Origin of the sequence: Paenibacillus sp. 2003, assembly GCF_031455635.1 — a bacterium.
Lineage (GTDB): Bacteria > Bacillota > Bacilli > Paenibacillales > Paenibacillaceae > Paenibacillus > Paenibacillus amylolyticus_B.
The window spans coordinates 384,433-398,550 of record NZ_JAVDTB010000002.1 but is presented as its reverse complement, the minus strand read 5'-3'; the positions used below and the strand labels follow the sequence as shown (position 1 = coordinate 398,550).

At 44.8% G+C, this 14,118-nt stretch carries 13 protein-coding genes; 8 read left to right on the top strand and 5 right to left on the bottom strand.

All coding sequences use genetic code 11. The features are described from left to right. Positions 1–47 precede the first annotated feature (47 nt). The gene (locus J2X75_RS13820) at positions 48–842 is read right to left on the bottom strand and encodes an ankyrin repeat domain-containing protein (protein WP_310337234.1); all 795 of its coding nucleotides are present in this window, start codon (positions 840–842) and stop codon (positions 48–50) included. A gap of 50 nt (positions 843–892) precedes the next feature. Further along, complete coding sequence (locus J2X75_RS13815; RefSeq protein ID WP_310337233.1) at positions 893–1,864, bottom strand: phosphotransferase; 972 nt, start codon at positions 1,862–1,864, stop codon at positions 893–895. 553 nt (positions 1,865–2,417) lie between these two features. Between J2X75_RS13815 and J2X75_RS13810 the strand changes: the two genes are divergently transcribed. The 4 genes from J2X75_RS13810 to J2X75_RS13795 all read left to right on the top strand — a co-directional run bounded on the left by J2X75_RS13810 (position 2,418) and on the right by J2X75_RS13795 (position 8,151). Then, positions 2,418–3,965, top strand: coding sequence for a PTS transporter subunit EIIC (locus J2X75_RS13810; protein ID WP_310337231.1), 1,548 nt, complete (start codon positions 2,418–2,420; stop codon positions 3,963–3,965). A 9-nt stretch (positions 3,966–3,974) separates the two neighbouring features. Then, positions 3,975–4,820, top strand: coding sequence for a PRD domain-containing protein (locus tag J2X75_RS13805; RefSeq protein ID WP_310337229.1), 846 nt, complete (start codon positions 3,975–3,977; stop codon positions 4,818–4,820). Between the two features lie 240 nt (positions 4,821–5,060). Next, on the top strand, positions 5,061–6,512 hold the full coding sequence (locus tag J2X75_RS13800) for a glycoside hydrolase family 68 protein (RefSeq protein WP_310337228.1): 1,452 nt from the start codon (positions 5,061–5,063) through the stop codon (positions 6,510–6,512). A gap of 82 nt (positions 6,513–6,594) precedes the next feature. Next, on the top strand, positions 6,595–8,151 hold the full coding sequence (locus tag J2X75_RS13795; protein WP_310337227.1) for a glycoside hydrolase family 32 protein: 1,557 nt from the start codon (positions 6,595–6,597) through the stop codon (positions 8,149–8,151). 83 nt (positions 8,152–8,234) lie between these two features. Here J2X75_RS13795 and J2X75_RS13790 read toward each other — a convergent pair whose 3' ends face one another. Both J2X75_RS13790 and J2X75_RS13785 read right to left on the bottom strand, forming a co-directional pair. After that, entirely contained in the window at positions 8,235–8,534 is a 300-nt protein-coding gene (locus tag J2X75_RS13790) for an SDR family NAD(P)-dependent oxidoreductase (RefSeq protein WP_307534045.1), read from the bottom strand. Then, the gene (locus tag J2X75_RS13785; RefSeq protein WP_307534047.1) at positions 8,512–8,697 is read right to left on the bottom strand and encodes a hypothetical protein; all 186 of its coding nucleotides are present in this window, start codon (positions 8,695–8,697) and stop codon (positions 8,512–8,514) included. The genes J2X75_RS13790 and J2X75_RS13785 overlap by 23 nt, the downstream gene beginning before the upstream one ends. A gap of 126 nt (positions 8,698–8,823) precedes the next feature. Between J2X75_RS13785 and J2X75_RS13780 the strand changes: the two genes are divergently transcribed. Together J2X75_RS13780 and J2X75_RS13775 are read left to right on the top strand one after the other, a co-directional pair. Beyond that, positions 8,824–9,651, top strand: a complete 828-nt coding sequence (locus tag J2X75_RS13780; protein WP_310337226.1) for a helix-turn-helix transcriptional regulator — start codon at positions 8,824–8,826, stop codon at positions 9,649–9,651. Positions 9,652–9,701: 50 nt separating this feature from the next. Further along, entirely contained in the window at positions 9,702–10,289 is a 588-nt protein-coding gene (locus J2X75_RS13775; protein ID WP_310337225.1) for an imm11 family protein, read from the top strand. A 151-nt stretch (positions 10,290–10,440) separates the two neighbouring features. Here the strand turns inward: J2X75_RS13775 and J2X75_RS13770 are convergent, their stop codons facing one another. Continuing rightward, positions 10,441–11,019, bottom strand: a complete 579-nt coding sequence (locus J2X75_RS13770; protein WP_310337223.1) for a TetR/AcrR family transcriptional regulator — start codon at positions 11,017–11,019, stop codon at positions 10,441–10,443. A gap of 140 nt (positions 11,020–11,159) precedes the next feature. On the opposite strand from J2X75_RS13770, the gene J2X75_RS13765 reads away from it, so the two are divergent. Next, positions 11,160–12,062, top strand: a complete 903-nt coding sequence (locus J2X75_RS13765; RefSeq protein WP_310337221.1) for a CPBP family intramembrane glutamic endopeptidase — start codon at positions 11,160–11,162, stop codon at positions 12,060–12,062. Positions 12,063–12,480: 418 nt separating this feature from the next. Beyond that, complete coding sequence (locus J2X75_RS13760) at positions 12,481–14,040, top strand: acetamidase/formamidase family protein (protein ID WP_310337219.1); 1,560 nt, start codon at positions 12,481–12,483, stop codon at positions 14,038–14,040. The last annotated feature ends 78 nt before the right edge of the window (positions 14,041–14,118 follow it).

Sequence of the window (14,118 nt, the reverse complement as noted above, 5' to 3'; positions counted from 1 at the left end):
TCATAACTAAGTCGCTTGCGATTGGCAATTCCATGCGAGCTATTCTTCTACCTGTGAGTCTCGCTAGCGGATTTGGCACCTTGACTTTCAAGCCACGGGATCAGTTCGGATGAAAAATTACGTTTTGCTGTGTCCAGTGGAGTCATTCCATCCCAGCTGGCTATCCAGTTCAGTTCGGCGCCTCGGTCAAGCAGGTATTCGGCTGTTTCTCTTTGACCTCCATGGCAAGCACACCAGAAGGCAACGGTTACTGCATCGGGAGGAGAAGGGGAGGTGCTTGTTCCCCAAGGATAACGTTCCGGGAGTTTGGCTCCGTTAAAATATTCTTGTATGGCGTGAATATCTCCAAGTGCGGCCGCATGCCAAAGGGCAAAGATCGCACCACGCTCAACCAAGCGCCGTGCTGCATCCCATTGTGCGAAAGCAATAGCATCGTCCAGCGGCGTGCCACCGGCGATCACCGCGCCAGGCGCTTCCTTGTCTGCGCCAGCATCAATAAGGGCATCAAGCACTTGAACGTCATTGGAGCTTGCAGCCCAATGCAAAGGTGTCTCGATGTTTGGACCAACCAAAGGAGCGTTCACCTGCGCACCAAACTTGGTCAATACTCGCACTGTATCCGCTCCATGAGGGAAGTGCCCTGGCCAATCCGTCACCACGTGCAGCAGCGTTCGAGAGATACTGGAATCTGCATCTACGTTGTCAGGCTTTCTTTCCAATATTCTTATCTTTGCCAATCCCGGATTCTCTGCCAGCAGTTGCTCTAATCTTGGAATATCTCCAGTGTGAATGGCTTGAATAACGCTCACGGCAAGTCTTTCATCTTCGTAAATAAATTCCATGTTCAAATCTCCTTTCAGACTTATATCCATATTCATGTTTGTGGTTCTTATCACATAAGCATCTGAACTGCGCATCTGGCATGATACTCCGCGAGGCCTCTTGCGAATTGCTGATCGGGGAATTGTCTGTGAAGCAGTTTCAATCCTCCTGATATCAAGGACAAATGATGGCAAAATCGATAAAATGTCATCCGCTCCGGGTCGAGATCATTATTTTTTAAGTAGTGATAAAAGTCTCCAAATCGAAACTCCAGAAAGCTATGCTCATGTTCGAGATCGAAGAATCCTGCACCCTCAATATCAATAAGGCATGGTTGCATAGCATGATCTATCCATATATGATCCGGACCTAACTCTCCATGAATGAAACTATAGAGATCTCTGGGTTGAATTGCTGCTTCCAATTCGTAAAGTTTCTCAAGCAGCCTTTCGTCATTATTCCTTATATCTGTCATGTGCTTGGATGCATAGGATAACGCTGTCTCGGCATCTAACCGCTGAACTTCGTAGCAAGGCCCAGCCTTTTTGCTGTTATCGTTGGCGTTTCCATAAACGTTTCTTTGGATTCCATGCATATTAGACAACATATCCCTGATCCGTTGAAACAACTCATCCCGATCTTTGTGATTTTTATGCTGGAAAAACGCTTCGGCTTTCTGTCCATCCACATACTCAACAAGAGCAAAATCATAAGAGTGCCGGTCTCTATCGTTATTTAGATCATACAAGATTGGTGTTCGAATTCCATGTTGAGCGAGAAAGCGAGTATTCAAAGAGAAAAGTTCGCTGCCATAGGAACTGTGGAAAGTGGGGTCATTCAAGATCTCTTCCTGAAAATAGTTGCTGGAAATATCCCAAACGTACAGCATACACGTGAAACCATTCGTGCAGTCAATTTTGTAAATGACTTTTTGTGCACCGCCATGAATTCTTGAGCACTGCGTTATGAAGTAACTGGCACCAAATACTTTGTGCACATAATCCTGTAATTCCTCACGAGTAAGATGGTTGTTGGACATCATCGACTTATACTCCGTTTCATCTGTATTTTGCCGGCCAGCAACCTAAATATATAGAACATTTTTCCAAAAATATAGACTGTTTCTTTTCGATCTGTTAAAGTGTTGATTAAGGTCTGTATATTTATATGTATATCAAAGTAAGGGGCTGGGTACTCGCGTTCGTGAGTGACCCAGCCCCTATTTTGCATGCAAGTTGACTCTCTATTGACATCAAATGAGACAATGAGATTATACTGTATAGCAGCTTTTTTCGTTTACATCTAGTCATATTTGGCCTACGGATTACACCGTATAAGCCTTTTACACTCCAGCTCCTGGAATACACTTCGAATTTGGTTTGGACGCTCTGCTAGATCTGGATGAACAGCAAAGATAAGCCATTATCCTCATAGTAGTGGTATTTACTGACCATTGATTTTGGAAAGTGAAGTGGTCACAATAGTAATATTGCCATAAATGACGGAATTGTTATTTTTGAAGAAGATCAATTTTCAATAGATAGATGGTCGATCCTTCGATGTCCGTTAAAGCTAAGGAACAGGGAGGAGCATCCATGCAGCAGGATGACCGGAGTGTCACAAAGAGGCACAGTTCCGCGAGGGTATTGGCCACGAAAATTATTGAATTGTCTGGAGGAACAGACAATATTATCGAAAGCACCCACTGCACGACGCGACTCCGACTCCGATTGCAGAACAGTGATCTGGTGGAACAAGAGCGTCTTGACGGTATACAGGAAATTCAAGGGGGGTACGTTCGTGCTGGACAACTGCAGATTATCCTGGGACCCGCTCTTGTCTCAAAGGTTAATCGTCAGGTGAATGGCATGCTTCAGTTAACTGCTTCGTCCATACCACAAGAAGACAGCCCGAATGGACCTGTCACATCAGGGTTGCACGAAGTGAATCGTACTGATTCCTATCCACTGCCGTCCGAGACTACCACCAGCAGGTCATCCAATGATAAGGGGCTGCATTCACGATCTCTGTTACACAGGTTGATGAACGCATTCCAATTTTTCTCAGATATCGTTGTACCCATTATTCCGCTCTTCGTTGGGGCTGGGCTGCTGTTGGGTCTCTTGGGACTTGCGGGGGCATTCGGTTGGGATGATCCGAGCCAAATGTGGTTCCGGATTCTGTCACTGCTGACGGGCTCAGCGTTCCAGCTGATGGCGGTTCTCTTCGGATACAACACGGCCAAGCGGTTTGGGGGAACCCCGGCGCTTGGTGCCGCTGTGGGAATTGTCATGACTCATCCGGGGATTCTTTCGTTCGCCGAAATCGGTGGAGAGCCAGGCTTGACTCAAGCTGTGCCCCTATCACCACAATTCGGGTATCAGGGAGCCATAGTCCCAACCGTTCTTGCGACGCTAATGCTAACGATAATTGAGAAAGGACTGCGCCGATGGTTACCGTCATCCGGAGCTGTTCTTCTCGTTCCATTTTTAAGCTTTAGCATCGCGGGAAGCCTGGCGGTACTGGTCATAGAACCCCTTGCTCTTGGTCTGGGCCGTTCGCTGGGAAGTACTCTGGAACACGTCTTCAACTACGGGAGCTTGCTTTTTGGTCTTCTGCTTGGAGGGGTTTACAGCTCCATTGTGATCACCGGCCTTCATCACGGGATTCAGGCTGTCGAAGTTGGACTGATTTCCAATCCGGATATCGGCTTCAATTTCTTGCTTCCGATCTGGTCCATGGCGAATATCGCGCAAGCAGGTGCTGGTCTTGCAGTGTATGCCAGAACCCGGGACGAAGCATTAAGGAAAATAGCATTGCCTGCCTCGATCACCGCGCTGTTCGGTATCACAGAGCCAATCACCTATGGTGTGAATCTTAAACTTGGGCGCCCCTTTCTGGGTGCCGCTGCCGGAGGAGCCACCGGAGGGGCATATGTCGCTTTTCATCAGGTTGTCGCCAATTCATTTGGGCTAACCGGATTGCCGATGATCGCTTTTAGCGTACAGCCAGGGTTGATGAATCTTGTTCATTATCTCATAGGTTTTGTCCTTGCTCTGGCTACGGCTTTTACCGTTACCTTATTGCTCGGTGTGGATCGTGTTGTTCGACCAGAAGCTGATAAACTTAACGAACAGGCATAGGAGACTAACATGAAGATCAAAAAAATACTCAACAATAACGCTGCTGTGGTTAACGATCATGGAGAAGAGAAAATTGTCATGGGACCGGGTGTTGTTTTCCAAAAAGGAAAAAATGATATTGTAGACCAAAGCCTTGTTGAAAAAGTGTTTGTGATGACTGATCCGAAACAGTACAACCACCTTCAGGAAATGCTGGGGACCCTGCCTGAGGAAGAAATTGCGGTCACCCAGCAGATCATCACATTTGCCGAGAAAGCACTGGGTGTCACGTTTCATGAGCATATCCATATTGCTCTTACAGATCATCTCTCGTTTGCCTTGGAGCGGATTGGCAAGGGAATCGAAATTCGGAATACGCTTCTTGAGGAGATTCGTATTCTCTATCCAAGAGAGTTCCAGCTTGGGCTTCATGCCAAGCGTTTGATCTACGAGAAATTGCAGGTGGTCATCCCGGATGATGAGGTTGGTTATATCGCCATGCATATTCATACTGCCTGGAAGAATGCGGGCATGCACCATAAGGCTCCGGAAAAGACGGCCATGATTAGGGATATCGCGGAAGGTGTAGGACAAGTTGCTGGTGTGCTGGATCGACGGTCTGCGAACTATGAGCGACTTTTGACCCAGCTTGAGAATATGCTGCAAACGGATGAATCAGGTAGACTCCGTAATGAACTGAATCCGGAGCTTGTAGCGATGGCAAAGATGAATTTTACCGAAGCATATACACAGGCCCGCGAGATCGGTGAAATGGTTGAAGAGGATTTTGGGTATGCCTTTACCGAAAGCCAACTGGTTGTGATCGCTATGGAGATCAACCGGATAGATCATCGACTTCATCCATCCTCAGAATGATTCTGATGCTTGGTAAACTGAGTCTCTGGTCCTTGATTAGAATCGGGAGTTTCGATCTATAGCCAAGTTTTGATCCGACCATATAGAATAGTTATCGACAGTTGAATATGTCGGGATTGTTACTGGTAAGCAGGCAAGACCTAAAAGTCCGTTGGGATCGGTGTATCCACCATACCCTAACGATTTTTAGGTCTTTTTCTGTTTTCCGGAAAAAAATGACAAGAGAGAGGGTTACATCTAATGAATTTCCAGAAGATGATGAGAAGAATGACAGCAGTAACGTTTGCAACAGCACTATTGGCAGGTGGGGGAGTTTCGGCTTTTGCAAAAGAAAGTTCAGACTACAAAGAGAGCTATGGTTTCTCGCATATTACACGCACAGACGCCCTGAAAATCCCTCAGGAACAAATCAAAGAACGATTCAAGGTTCCTCAGTTTGACGCATCTACTATCCAAAATCTTCCTTCTGCAAAAGGATATGATGAGAATGGTAATGTCATCGATATGGATGTGTGGGATACCTGGCCACTACAGAATGCAGATGGTACCGTGGCTGACTATCATGGTTATCAAATCGTTTTTGGCCTGGCGGGTGACCCGGATCGGGGATGGGACACATTCATCTATATGTTCTACAAAAAAGTAGGGGACACATCCATTGATGCCTGGAAAAATGCTGGCAGAGTGTTCAAAAACACCGACAAGGATGTTCCCAATGACCCAATTCTGAATCAGCAGGCTGAGGAATGGTCCGGCTCTTCTACGCTAACTACGGATGGCCATATTCGTCTGTTCTACACCAATCGTCATGGCTGGGACCCGGCCAACGGATTTTATGGCAAGCAAACCCTGACGACTGCTCAAATCAATGTCTCCGAACTTACAGAGGACACGCTCAAGGTGGATGGTGTTGAAGATTTCAAGTCGATCTTTGATGGTGACGGCAAAATGTATCAAACCGTGGATCAGGCTTTCAGCGGTGGGGATTATTCCGACAATCATACGCTAAGAGATCCGCACTACGTGGAAGATAATGGTCAAAAATACCTTGTTTTCGAAGCCAATACTGGAACAGAGACGGGCTACCAGGGCGAGGATGCATTCAATAACAGGGTCTTCTACGAAGGAAGCAAGAAATTCTTCCAGGCCGAGAGGGAGAGATTGCTGCAAAGTCCTAATAAAAAGTTGGCTTCCTTAGCCAATGGTGCTTTGGGGATCATTGAACTGAATGACGACTATAGCTTAAAACAAGTGATGAAGCCGCTGATTGCATCCAATACGGTAACCGATGAAATTGAACGCGCAAATGTCTTTAAGTTGAATGGAAAATGGTATTTGTTCACGGATACAAGAGGAGCCAAAATGGTTGTGGATGGTGTCGATGCTGAAGATATCTACATGTTGGGATATGTATCTGATTCTCTGACAGGACCGTACAAGCCGTTGAATGGTACTGGACTTGTATTGCATCAAGATCTGGATCCTAAGGATGTTACCTGGACTTACGCCCATTTTGCTATTCCGCAGGTGCAAGGCAACAACGTAGTGATCACGAGTTATATGACCAACCGGGGAATGTTTGAAGACCATCATGCTACCTTCGCACCAAGTTTCTTGGTGAATATCAAAGGATCCAAAACATCTGTAGTGAAGGACAGCATTCTGGCACAAGGACAATTAACAGTGGAATAAACAAATTTCACAGAGAGTCTAAAAGAAAGAAAATGTCGATATCTATTGGCATTTTCTTTTTTTTACAAACGAGGTATCTGTTATGAATAACAAAATAAGAAAGAAAATGGTCATATGGTCTGCTGTCTGTGCTGTGATCATGCTCGCTTTCACGGTCATTCCTATCCTGACCAAAAGCGTATGGCCTACAGTGGATACGGGAGTAGCCTCTCCTAGCGCGAGTCTGAGAGCCAGCTTTCATTTTACAACGCCAGACAAGTGGAAGAATGATCCCCAAAGACCGATATATCTGGACGGGAAGTACCACTACTATTATCTGTATAACGGTGATTACCCTACAGGCAATGGTACGGAATGGCGTCATGCAACATCGGTCGATCTGGTTCATTGGAAGGATGAAGGAGTCGCAATCCCCAAATACACGAACCGGAACGGTGATCCATGGTCAGGCTCCTTGGTTGTGGATGAGTCAGGTACAGCCGGTTTTGGCAAAGGTGCGCTTGTTGCCATTGTGACACAGCCTTCTGCGAGCAGTGGACAGCAGGAACAATACTTATGGTACAGTACCAATCAAGGGAAAACGTTTAAGTCTTATGGAGATCGACCGGTGTTAAAGAATCCGGAACAAAAGGATTTCAGGGACCCTAAAATCATCTGGAATGAGCAATCCAAAAAATGGGTTATGGCTCTGGCTGAAGGGACGAAGATTGGATTCTACGAATCAGCTAATCTGAAAAATTGGCGATATACCGGCGGCTTCTTCACGGAAAACGTGGGGTTGGTGGAATGTCCTGATCTGTTTGTGATGCGGGCAGATAACGGAACCTATAAATGGGTGCTCGGCGTAAGCGCCAACGGCAGATCATCTGGACAACCCAATACCTACGCTTACTGGACCGGAAGCTTTAATGGCAGAGAGTTTGTTCCAGACCTGCATGAACCACAATGGCTGGACTATGGCTTCGACTGGTATGGTGGGGTTACATTTGAAGATGGGGCAAGCACTGACAAAACCGGTCACCGCTACGCATTCGCCTGGATGAATAACTGGAGCTATGCCAACAATACGCCGACACTGCAGGAAGGTTACAACGGTATGGATTCGATTGTTCGTGAAATTAAACTTATTACATCAAAAACGGGTCAATATCGACTGACCTCAAAACCGATTGAGTCTCTGGAACAGGCGGTGGTCTCGAAGACTGCCTTTAAACCGATTACAGTGAAGGGATCTCATGCACTTCATGTGACGGGAGATTCATATCAGCTTGAGGCCGATATATCGTGGACCAAGATCAATAATATTGGTTTAAGGCTTCGTGAATCCAACGACCAGAGCCGACATGTGGATATAGGCGTCAATGTAGAAGACGGTTATGTCTATGTGAACCGGGCCTTTACCGGAAATCCTGACAGGAGTGGCCGATACCTGGAGAGTCAGGCGGCATTTGCTTCCGAAAAGAACAAGGTTCATCTCAAGATTCTGGTAGACAAGACCAGTATCGAGGTCTTTGTTGATGATGGTTCATTGGTGCTATCCAATGTCATTTTTCCAAAATGGGATGACCGTGGAATCTCACTGTATGCTGAAGGAGGGACGGCAGTATTTAGCAACATGCAGATGAAGTATTTTGATTAATCGGTAGCATGACGAGAAGCCCGCATCGTTGGATGTGGGCTCCTTTGCATTTACTCTATTCCTCTCCGGTATCCACCGAATCTCTATACACTAAGTCCACCATCTACAGGCAAAACTACCCCGGTAACAAAAGATGAATAATCACTAAGCAACCAAGCGGCTGCGTTAGCAATCTCAATAGGTTCAGCCGGACGTCGAAGAGGTGTCTTAGCACTAATTTGTTCAATAATGTCGGGGTTAATGGAAACCCACTGTTGAATCATATCCGTCATTGTGGTTCCCGGAGCAATTGCATTGACACGGATACCCGCTGGCCCATATTCGACCGCAGCCGTTTGAGTCAGACTGTTTACCGCTCGTTTAGATGCCCCGTAAGCTCCCAATCCCGGATTCCCCTTCAGAACTACCTACGCTGCTGGTGTTAACAATAGAGCCTGACCCCGAAGTCTCCATCATAGCTTTTGCTGCCTCAGCTCCAATGCCTCGCCCCGCACCTGTAATCATTACTACCTTGCTCGCCAACATTTGTCCTGCAATGGTTGTCATATTCATTCTCCTTGCCTGGAATTGTTGATCTCATCAACTGACTTAACTATACTTTGACTATTAAATGGTCACGAGAACCTGCTTGATGGTGGGTTTGCAAGTGATAGGATAAGGGGGAGGTTTTACTTGAACGATAGTGAGCGCCGTTTAGCGCTAGGTAATTTCTTAAGAGATTTACGCTCCTCTCTTTCTCCCCTTGATGTCGGCCTTTTGCCTGGCAATCGTCGTCGCACGCGAGGCTTGCGGCGAGAAGAAGTCGCTGGGATCGCCAACATAGGACTCTCATGGTATACGCGTCTTGAGCAAGGTCGTGATATCCGTCCATCGGTAGGTGTACTGGACAGCTTGGCTTCGGCGCTCAAGCTGACACCCAATGAGCGAAGGCATCTCTTTCTGCTTGCTGGAGAATCACTGCCTCCTCAATCAACTATTATTGAAGAGAAAATCAGCTCAACCATTCAGGACATGCTGAATGAATTGAACCCTAATCCGGCCTATGTAATCGGGAAAAAGTGGGATTTTCTCGCTTGGAATAAAGCGGCAGATGCTGTATTTACGATTAATAAGGTGTCACCTCCGCATGACTATAATTTGATGTGGCGCCAATTTACGGATCCTGTGTGGAAAGAGGGATCAGAGGATTGTGAAAGTGTCTCAAGGAGAATGATTGCCGAGTTTAGAACGTCAAGAGCACGCTATCTGAACGATGATTCATTCGACAAGTTAATCGAAGATCTGAAGGGGACAAGTGCTGATTTTACAAGGATGTGGCAGTATCATGAAGTGCCAAGCACCCTTGACGGATACAAGAGGCTTTTGCACCCCACTTTTGAAGTTATTGAATTTGAGCATGTCACCCTTCAATCTCCAAATGAACCAGATCAGCGAATCATGATTTATATGCCTCATGCAGCAACAAAATCCCGTTTAGAGCATTACTTCACGCACGAGTAGACAACCGTAAAAATTGAGAAGTACTTCATCCGGAAAGGAGACATCATTCTTTGAACTATTATTTTCTGGAATCTCAATATCCACGTAGAGGGTTTATTAGTGGTGGAACGATTTTCACTCCCCAATTAGATATGAATTATCTGGCAGTAGAGAATCCGTTGCCAGAGGGGACAACCGCAGAAGTTGAGTTACTGTCTTCGGTGCGCAACCTGAATGTAGATTATTTTGAGACGGTCACAGGCACAAGACACGTATCAGATCGTTTCAAAACGCTGTTGGAGGAAAAGCAAACAAAGATCCAGTTTATTCCGACAACGGTATGTTACCACGACGGTCGTTCGGTTGAAAAAACCTATTGGACTGCACATCAGCTTGATCGTTTGGATGTTTTTGATTATGAATGTTCGGAATATGGGCGCAAAGCAGTCATTGCTGCATCTGTACAACAGCCTCCACGTAAGATCGTCAAAGTTGTATCCTCCATCTGCCTTCATGAAGAGCGAGTTGGCGAGCATGAATTTTTTATGCTGGATTATATAAACATCTTCAAGCCCATTGTTTCAAAAGATTTTTACGAAGTATGCCGAAAACATAAGCTGAATCTAAACGTTACAGAAGTCGGAGAGGTAAGCCCCTAAAATGCATGGGTACAATGAAAGCGCAAAGAAGCCCGCGTCAACGCGGGTTCTTAGTCTTTATTTTTTCTCCAGTAGCCACCGGATTCTCCTATGTATTCTGCTTGGCCCTGGCCAACAGACTTAACTCCCCGATTACGCGTCAGGTTTTCCTTTAACGTATAATCCAATGGATATAGTCTTGTATCATTTCTTTGCTTCGTGTTCGATTTATCTTATGCGGCTCGAGATACAAATTGAGAGCCATCCCATTCATAAAGGCATACAGTTTTTCTTGTTCCTTCTCTTCATCGGTTGTGCGCAGAAGCCCTTCATTTTTTAAGTACATAATGCAGTTACTGATTGCGTTTTGCAGGTCCTCATAATTGGCATCGAACCCTTTTTGCGTTTTTCCATAGCTTACAAATGCAAACCAAACCTCCATTTCCAATAATGTTTGTTCATCAGTCGGCACTAGCTCGAGCAAGTATTCAACAATTCTTTCTTGAGGTGCCAGTTCTCTTGCATTTAGATTGCTCAGCCGAGTAAGTACCTTTTCTTTAACTAACTCCATTGCAAATGCTAGCAGGCTCTCTTGTTTGGAAAAATAATGTCTTAGAGCGCCTTGTGATAATCCGGCCTCCTTCGCAATTGTTCTTGACGTTGCATGATGAATGCCTTTCTCACTAATGATTTTCCAAGTAGCTTCAGCGATAATATTCTTCATCTTCTCATGGTCCACGATTTTTGGCATACACACAGAATATCATATTATTTAACTCAACTGAAATAAATAGACGATCAAGATGGAATGTGTTAGAGTTTATTTAACTCAACTGAAATAAAAAAAGATTGGGGCAAACGGGACATGCCACTCAAAGGAGTACAAGTAGAATGAATCAGCAATTCAAAGTAATGCTTCCAGCATGGGGAAAGGCAACCGGCATATTATGCATGATAATTATATTTGCTGCTGTATTGTGGTTAGTGTGGACTGGAAACTTGAATATAAGGTACACGGCTGATCGTGAGGAAGTAATCCCAATATGGCATAGTATGTTGCCGGCATTCCTTGGCATTTTTCTAATCCGTATGATTCCTTATAAAAGTCAATATCCCTCGTCTTTCCAACAAATGGAGAAACAGCACGTGGTCGTTCAATCGATTGTATTATTGCTGTCAGGCATTTTATTTGCGGTTTCTCTGATAACGATAGACCAACAAGGATTACATTTCCAACTATATTATTTGGCGTTCAAGTTGACGACACTATTGTTCATTCCGTTGATTCTATTGCTGATTTATCGCAAAATGACTGCCGGACAACAAGACAGTATTTCGGTAAATTCACGCTCCCGCAGACACGTCATCGCCCCACTAATAGTCATTGTGGTCTGGGGTTATCTAAAGTTTTATTCCCCCATTGCACAACCAGAAGGAGCAATTGTAGGAACCGATACGACAGAATTACTTCTCTTGGTGTTGATTGGTTTTATGATCAATAGCGTATTGGAGGAAGTTTTTTATCGGGTATGGCTGCAAACCCGATTGGAGGCGTTGCTTGGAAGATGGCCCGCCATATTACTAGTTTCAATACTATGGTCCATATGGCATATCGCCATTCAAGGAAATGGTCAGTGGGATATAGATGTGGCAACAGTGATTGCAAATCATGGGGTTACGGGTCTGTTTCTTGGTTATATGTGGGCCCGCTATCGTAAAATATGGGTGATTATCCTGATTCATGGACTCATGAATGCTTCTCCTCATTTTCTTTTACAGATTTTGTTTCATTAAGCGGGAAAGGATCTGGTTGGATCAGTCTTCCTGTGCAACGTTGCCTCTATCTCTCCTGTATTCCCGGGGTGATGCTAAGGCACGGCAAATACACCGCCCCAGGCATCAGCCTGCATGGCGGTGTATTTGCCGTTGAGATCCTGTAGACTTGTGCTCCGTATCTATCTCTTCTCCGGTAGCCACCGGATTTTCTTCGTAACTAATCCAGTCAATCCACCTTCCGGAATACAACTCGACATTCGTGAATTGCCTTGCATATGGTAAGAATATTGACATATCTTTTATTTTTATAAGTTCATTCTTAATACATAGCTCATTTATGTTATGTTTATTGACAAAAAAATATTGTTGTAAATGTATTTATATGTTAGTGCGTATTTATGTTAGGTAATATTACATGGTATAGAGGGGGAGCGTAATGTTTATTAACCGAACCATTAGAAAATTTGGGGTTTCACTAGGGATTGTAGGTATGTTTACATTTGCTCTACCTTCAGTGGGCTTTAGTATGCCGCTGCAACCAACAACCATCCATAAGGTAGAAGGTGATTATTATGTAACGTCTGCGATTGAGAACATTCGCTGGGGATCACTGCCTAATCGAGACAGCTCTCCGATTCTTACTGTACCATCAGGAAGTGCGGTAACATTTGATACGGTATCGCATGAGGGATTGATCGAGGATCAAGGGAGAAATCCAGTGGAGTACTTCGGCAAGTTCGGTATCTCACCCGATGGAGTGTTGGATGATGCGAAGGTAATTGCGGCTTCTGAGATTAAGCATGATTATGTAAAAGACGGACCTCATATTATCACTGGGCCAGTAGCGGTTGAGGGAGCGGAGCCAGGAGATGTTCTTAAAGTAGAAGTCCTTTCGTTGCAGACTCGAGTTCCGTATGGTGTCATTTCTAACCGCCATGGTAAAGGGGCCCTTCCTAACGAATTTCCAGAAAATACAGGCCCACAAGAGGGAGCTAGCGCAACAAAACCGGAATTATATAATAATGTATCTATATTTACGCCTATTGAAGAAATCAACGGCAATTGGTATGGAGTATTACCAACAAAAGCTGGCAAAAATGTACGTTTCCCAATTAACCCGTTTCTAGGTGTTATGGGGGTTGCACCTAATACCAGTGAAGTTGTGAGTTCGATCCCACCTATTGAAACAGGAGGGAATATGGATATTAATGAGTTGGGTGTGGGTGCAACTATTTATTATCCGATCCAAGTTAAAGGCGGGCTATTCTATACTGGAGATCCGCACTTTGCTCAAGGAGATGGAGAAGTGGCGTTAACTGCATTGGAAGCTTCCTTGAGGGGGACAGTTCGGTTAACGGTGTTGAAGAAAGGTGATCCATCACTACCGCATAGTGGAGAATTCACGCAACCTTTTGCTGAAACAGAGGATTATTGGATTCCAATTGGACTGGACCCTGATTTGGATGAAGCTATGAAAGAATCAGTACGTGAATCGATTCAATTCTTATCCGATAAGCTTGATATGGATAGAAGTGTAGCTTATGCGTACCTATCGGCGGCAACGGATTACGAAGTATCTCAGGTCGTGGACCGAACAAAAGGCGTTCATGGACTCATTCGAAAGACCGATTTCCTTGAATATGTTGACGTTGCCATGAATGTAGGTGGTACGTCAATCAAACAGGTTGTTCATAATGATGAGTTCTACGTACCGATTCGAACCATTTCGGAGCTATTGGGCGGTACAGTAGTATGGGATCATAAGACGCGTACAACGCAAATCAAATTAGGTACGAAAGATATAAGTGCTCAAATTGGTTCAGATGTGTATTCAATTAACGATAAACTGGTGTTCAATAGTAACGTACCAAAGCTTTTGAATGGCGAAACTGTCGTTCCGGTTGCTGTTATTAATGAAATACTAGGTGCTTATGTAAACTGGACGACGATCGACAAGACGTTGACAGCAAATGTATCTTTAAGTAAAAAGCAATAATAGATTTCATGATTCAACCGTGGTGGACAGATGCCCATTACGGTTTTTTTATTATCATGAATCAAAAAAACTTCCTGT

Bases quoted from the DNA above. Each gene is read 5' to 3' on its own strand.
- J2X75_RS13785 (WP_307534047.1), bottom strand. From the start codon at position 8,697: ATGACAACCATTGCAGGACAAATGTTGGCGAGCAAGGTAGTAATGATT.
- J2X75_RS13800 (WP_310337228.1), top strand. From the start codon at position 5,061: ATGAATTTCCAGAAGATGATGAGAAGAATGACAGCAGTAACGTTTGCA.
- J2X75_RS13805 (WP_310337229.1), top strand. From the start codon at position 3,975: ATGAAGATCAAAAAAATACTCAACAATAACGCTGCTGTGGTTAACGAT.
- J2X75_RS13770 (WP_310337223.1), bottom strand. From the start codon at position 11,019: ATGCCAAAAATCGTGGACCATGAGAAGATGAAGAATATTATCGCTGAA.
- J2X75_RS13815 (WP_310337233.1), bottom strand. From the start codon at position 1,864: ATGATGTCCAACAACCATCTTACTCGTGAGGAATTACAGGATTATGTG.
- J2X75_RS13810 (WP_310337231.1), top strand. From the start codon at position 2,418: ATGCAGCAGGATGACCGGAGTGTCACAAAGAGGCACAGTTCCGCGAGG.
- J2X75_RS13795 (WP_310337227.1), top strand. From the start codon at position 6,595: ATGAATAACAAAATAAGAAAGAAAATGGTCATATGGTCTGCTGTCTGT.
- J2X75_RS13765 (WP_310337221.1), top strand. From the start codon at position 11,160: ATGAATCAGCAATTCAAAGTAATGCTTCCAGCATGGGGAAAGGCAACC.
- J2X75_RS13820 (WP_310337234.1), bottom strand. From the start codon at position 842: ATGGAATTTATTTACGAAGATGAAAGACTTGCCGTGAGCGTTATTCAA.
- J2X75_RS13760 (WP_310337219.1), top strand. From the start codon at position 12,481: ATGTTTATTAACCGAACCATTAGAAAATTTGGGGTTTCACTAGGGATT.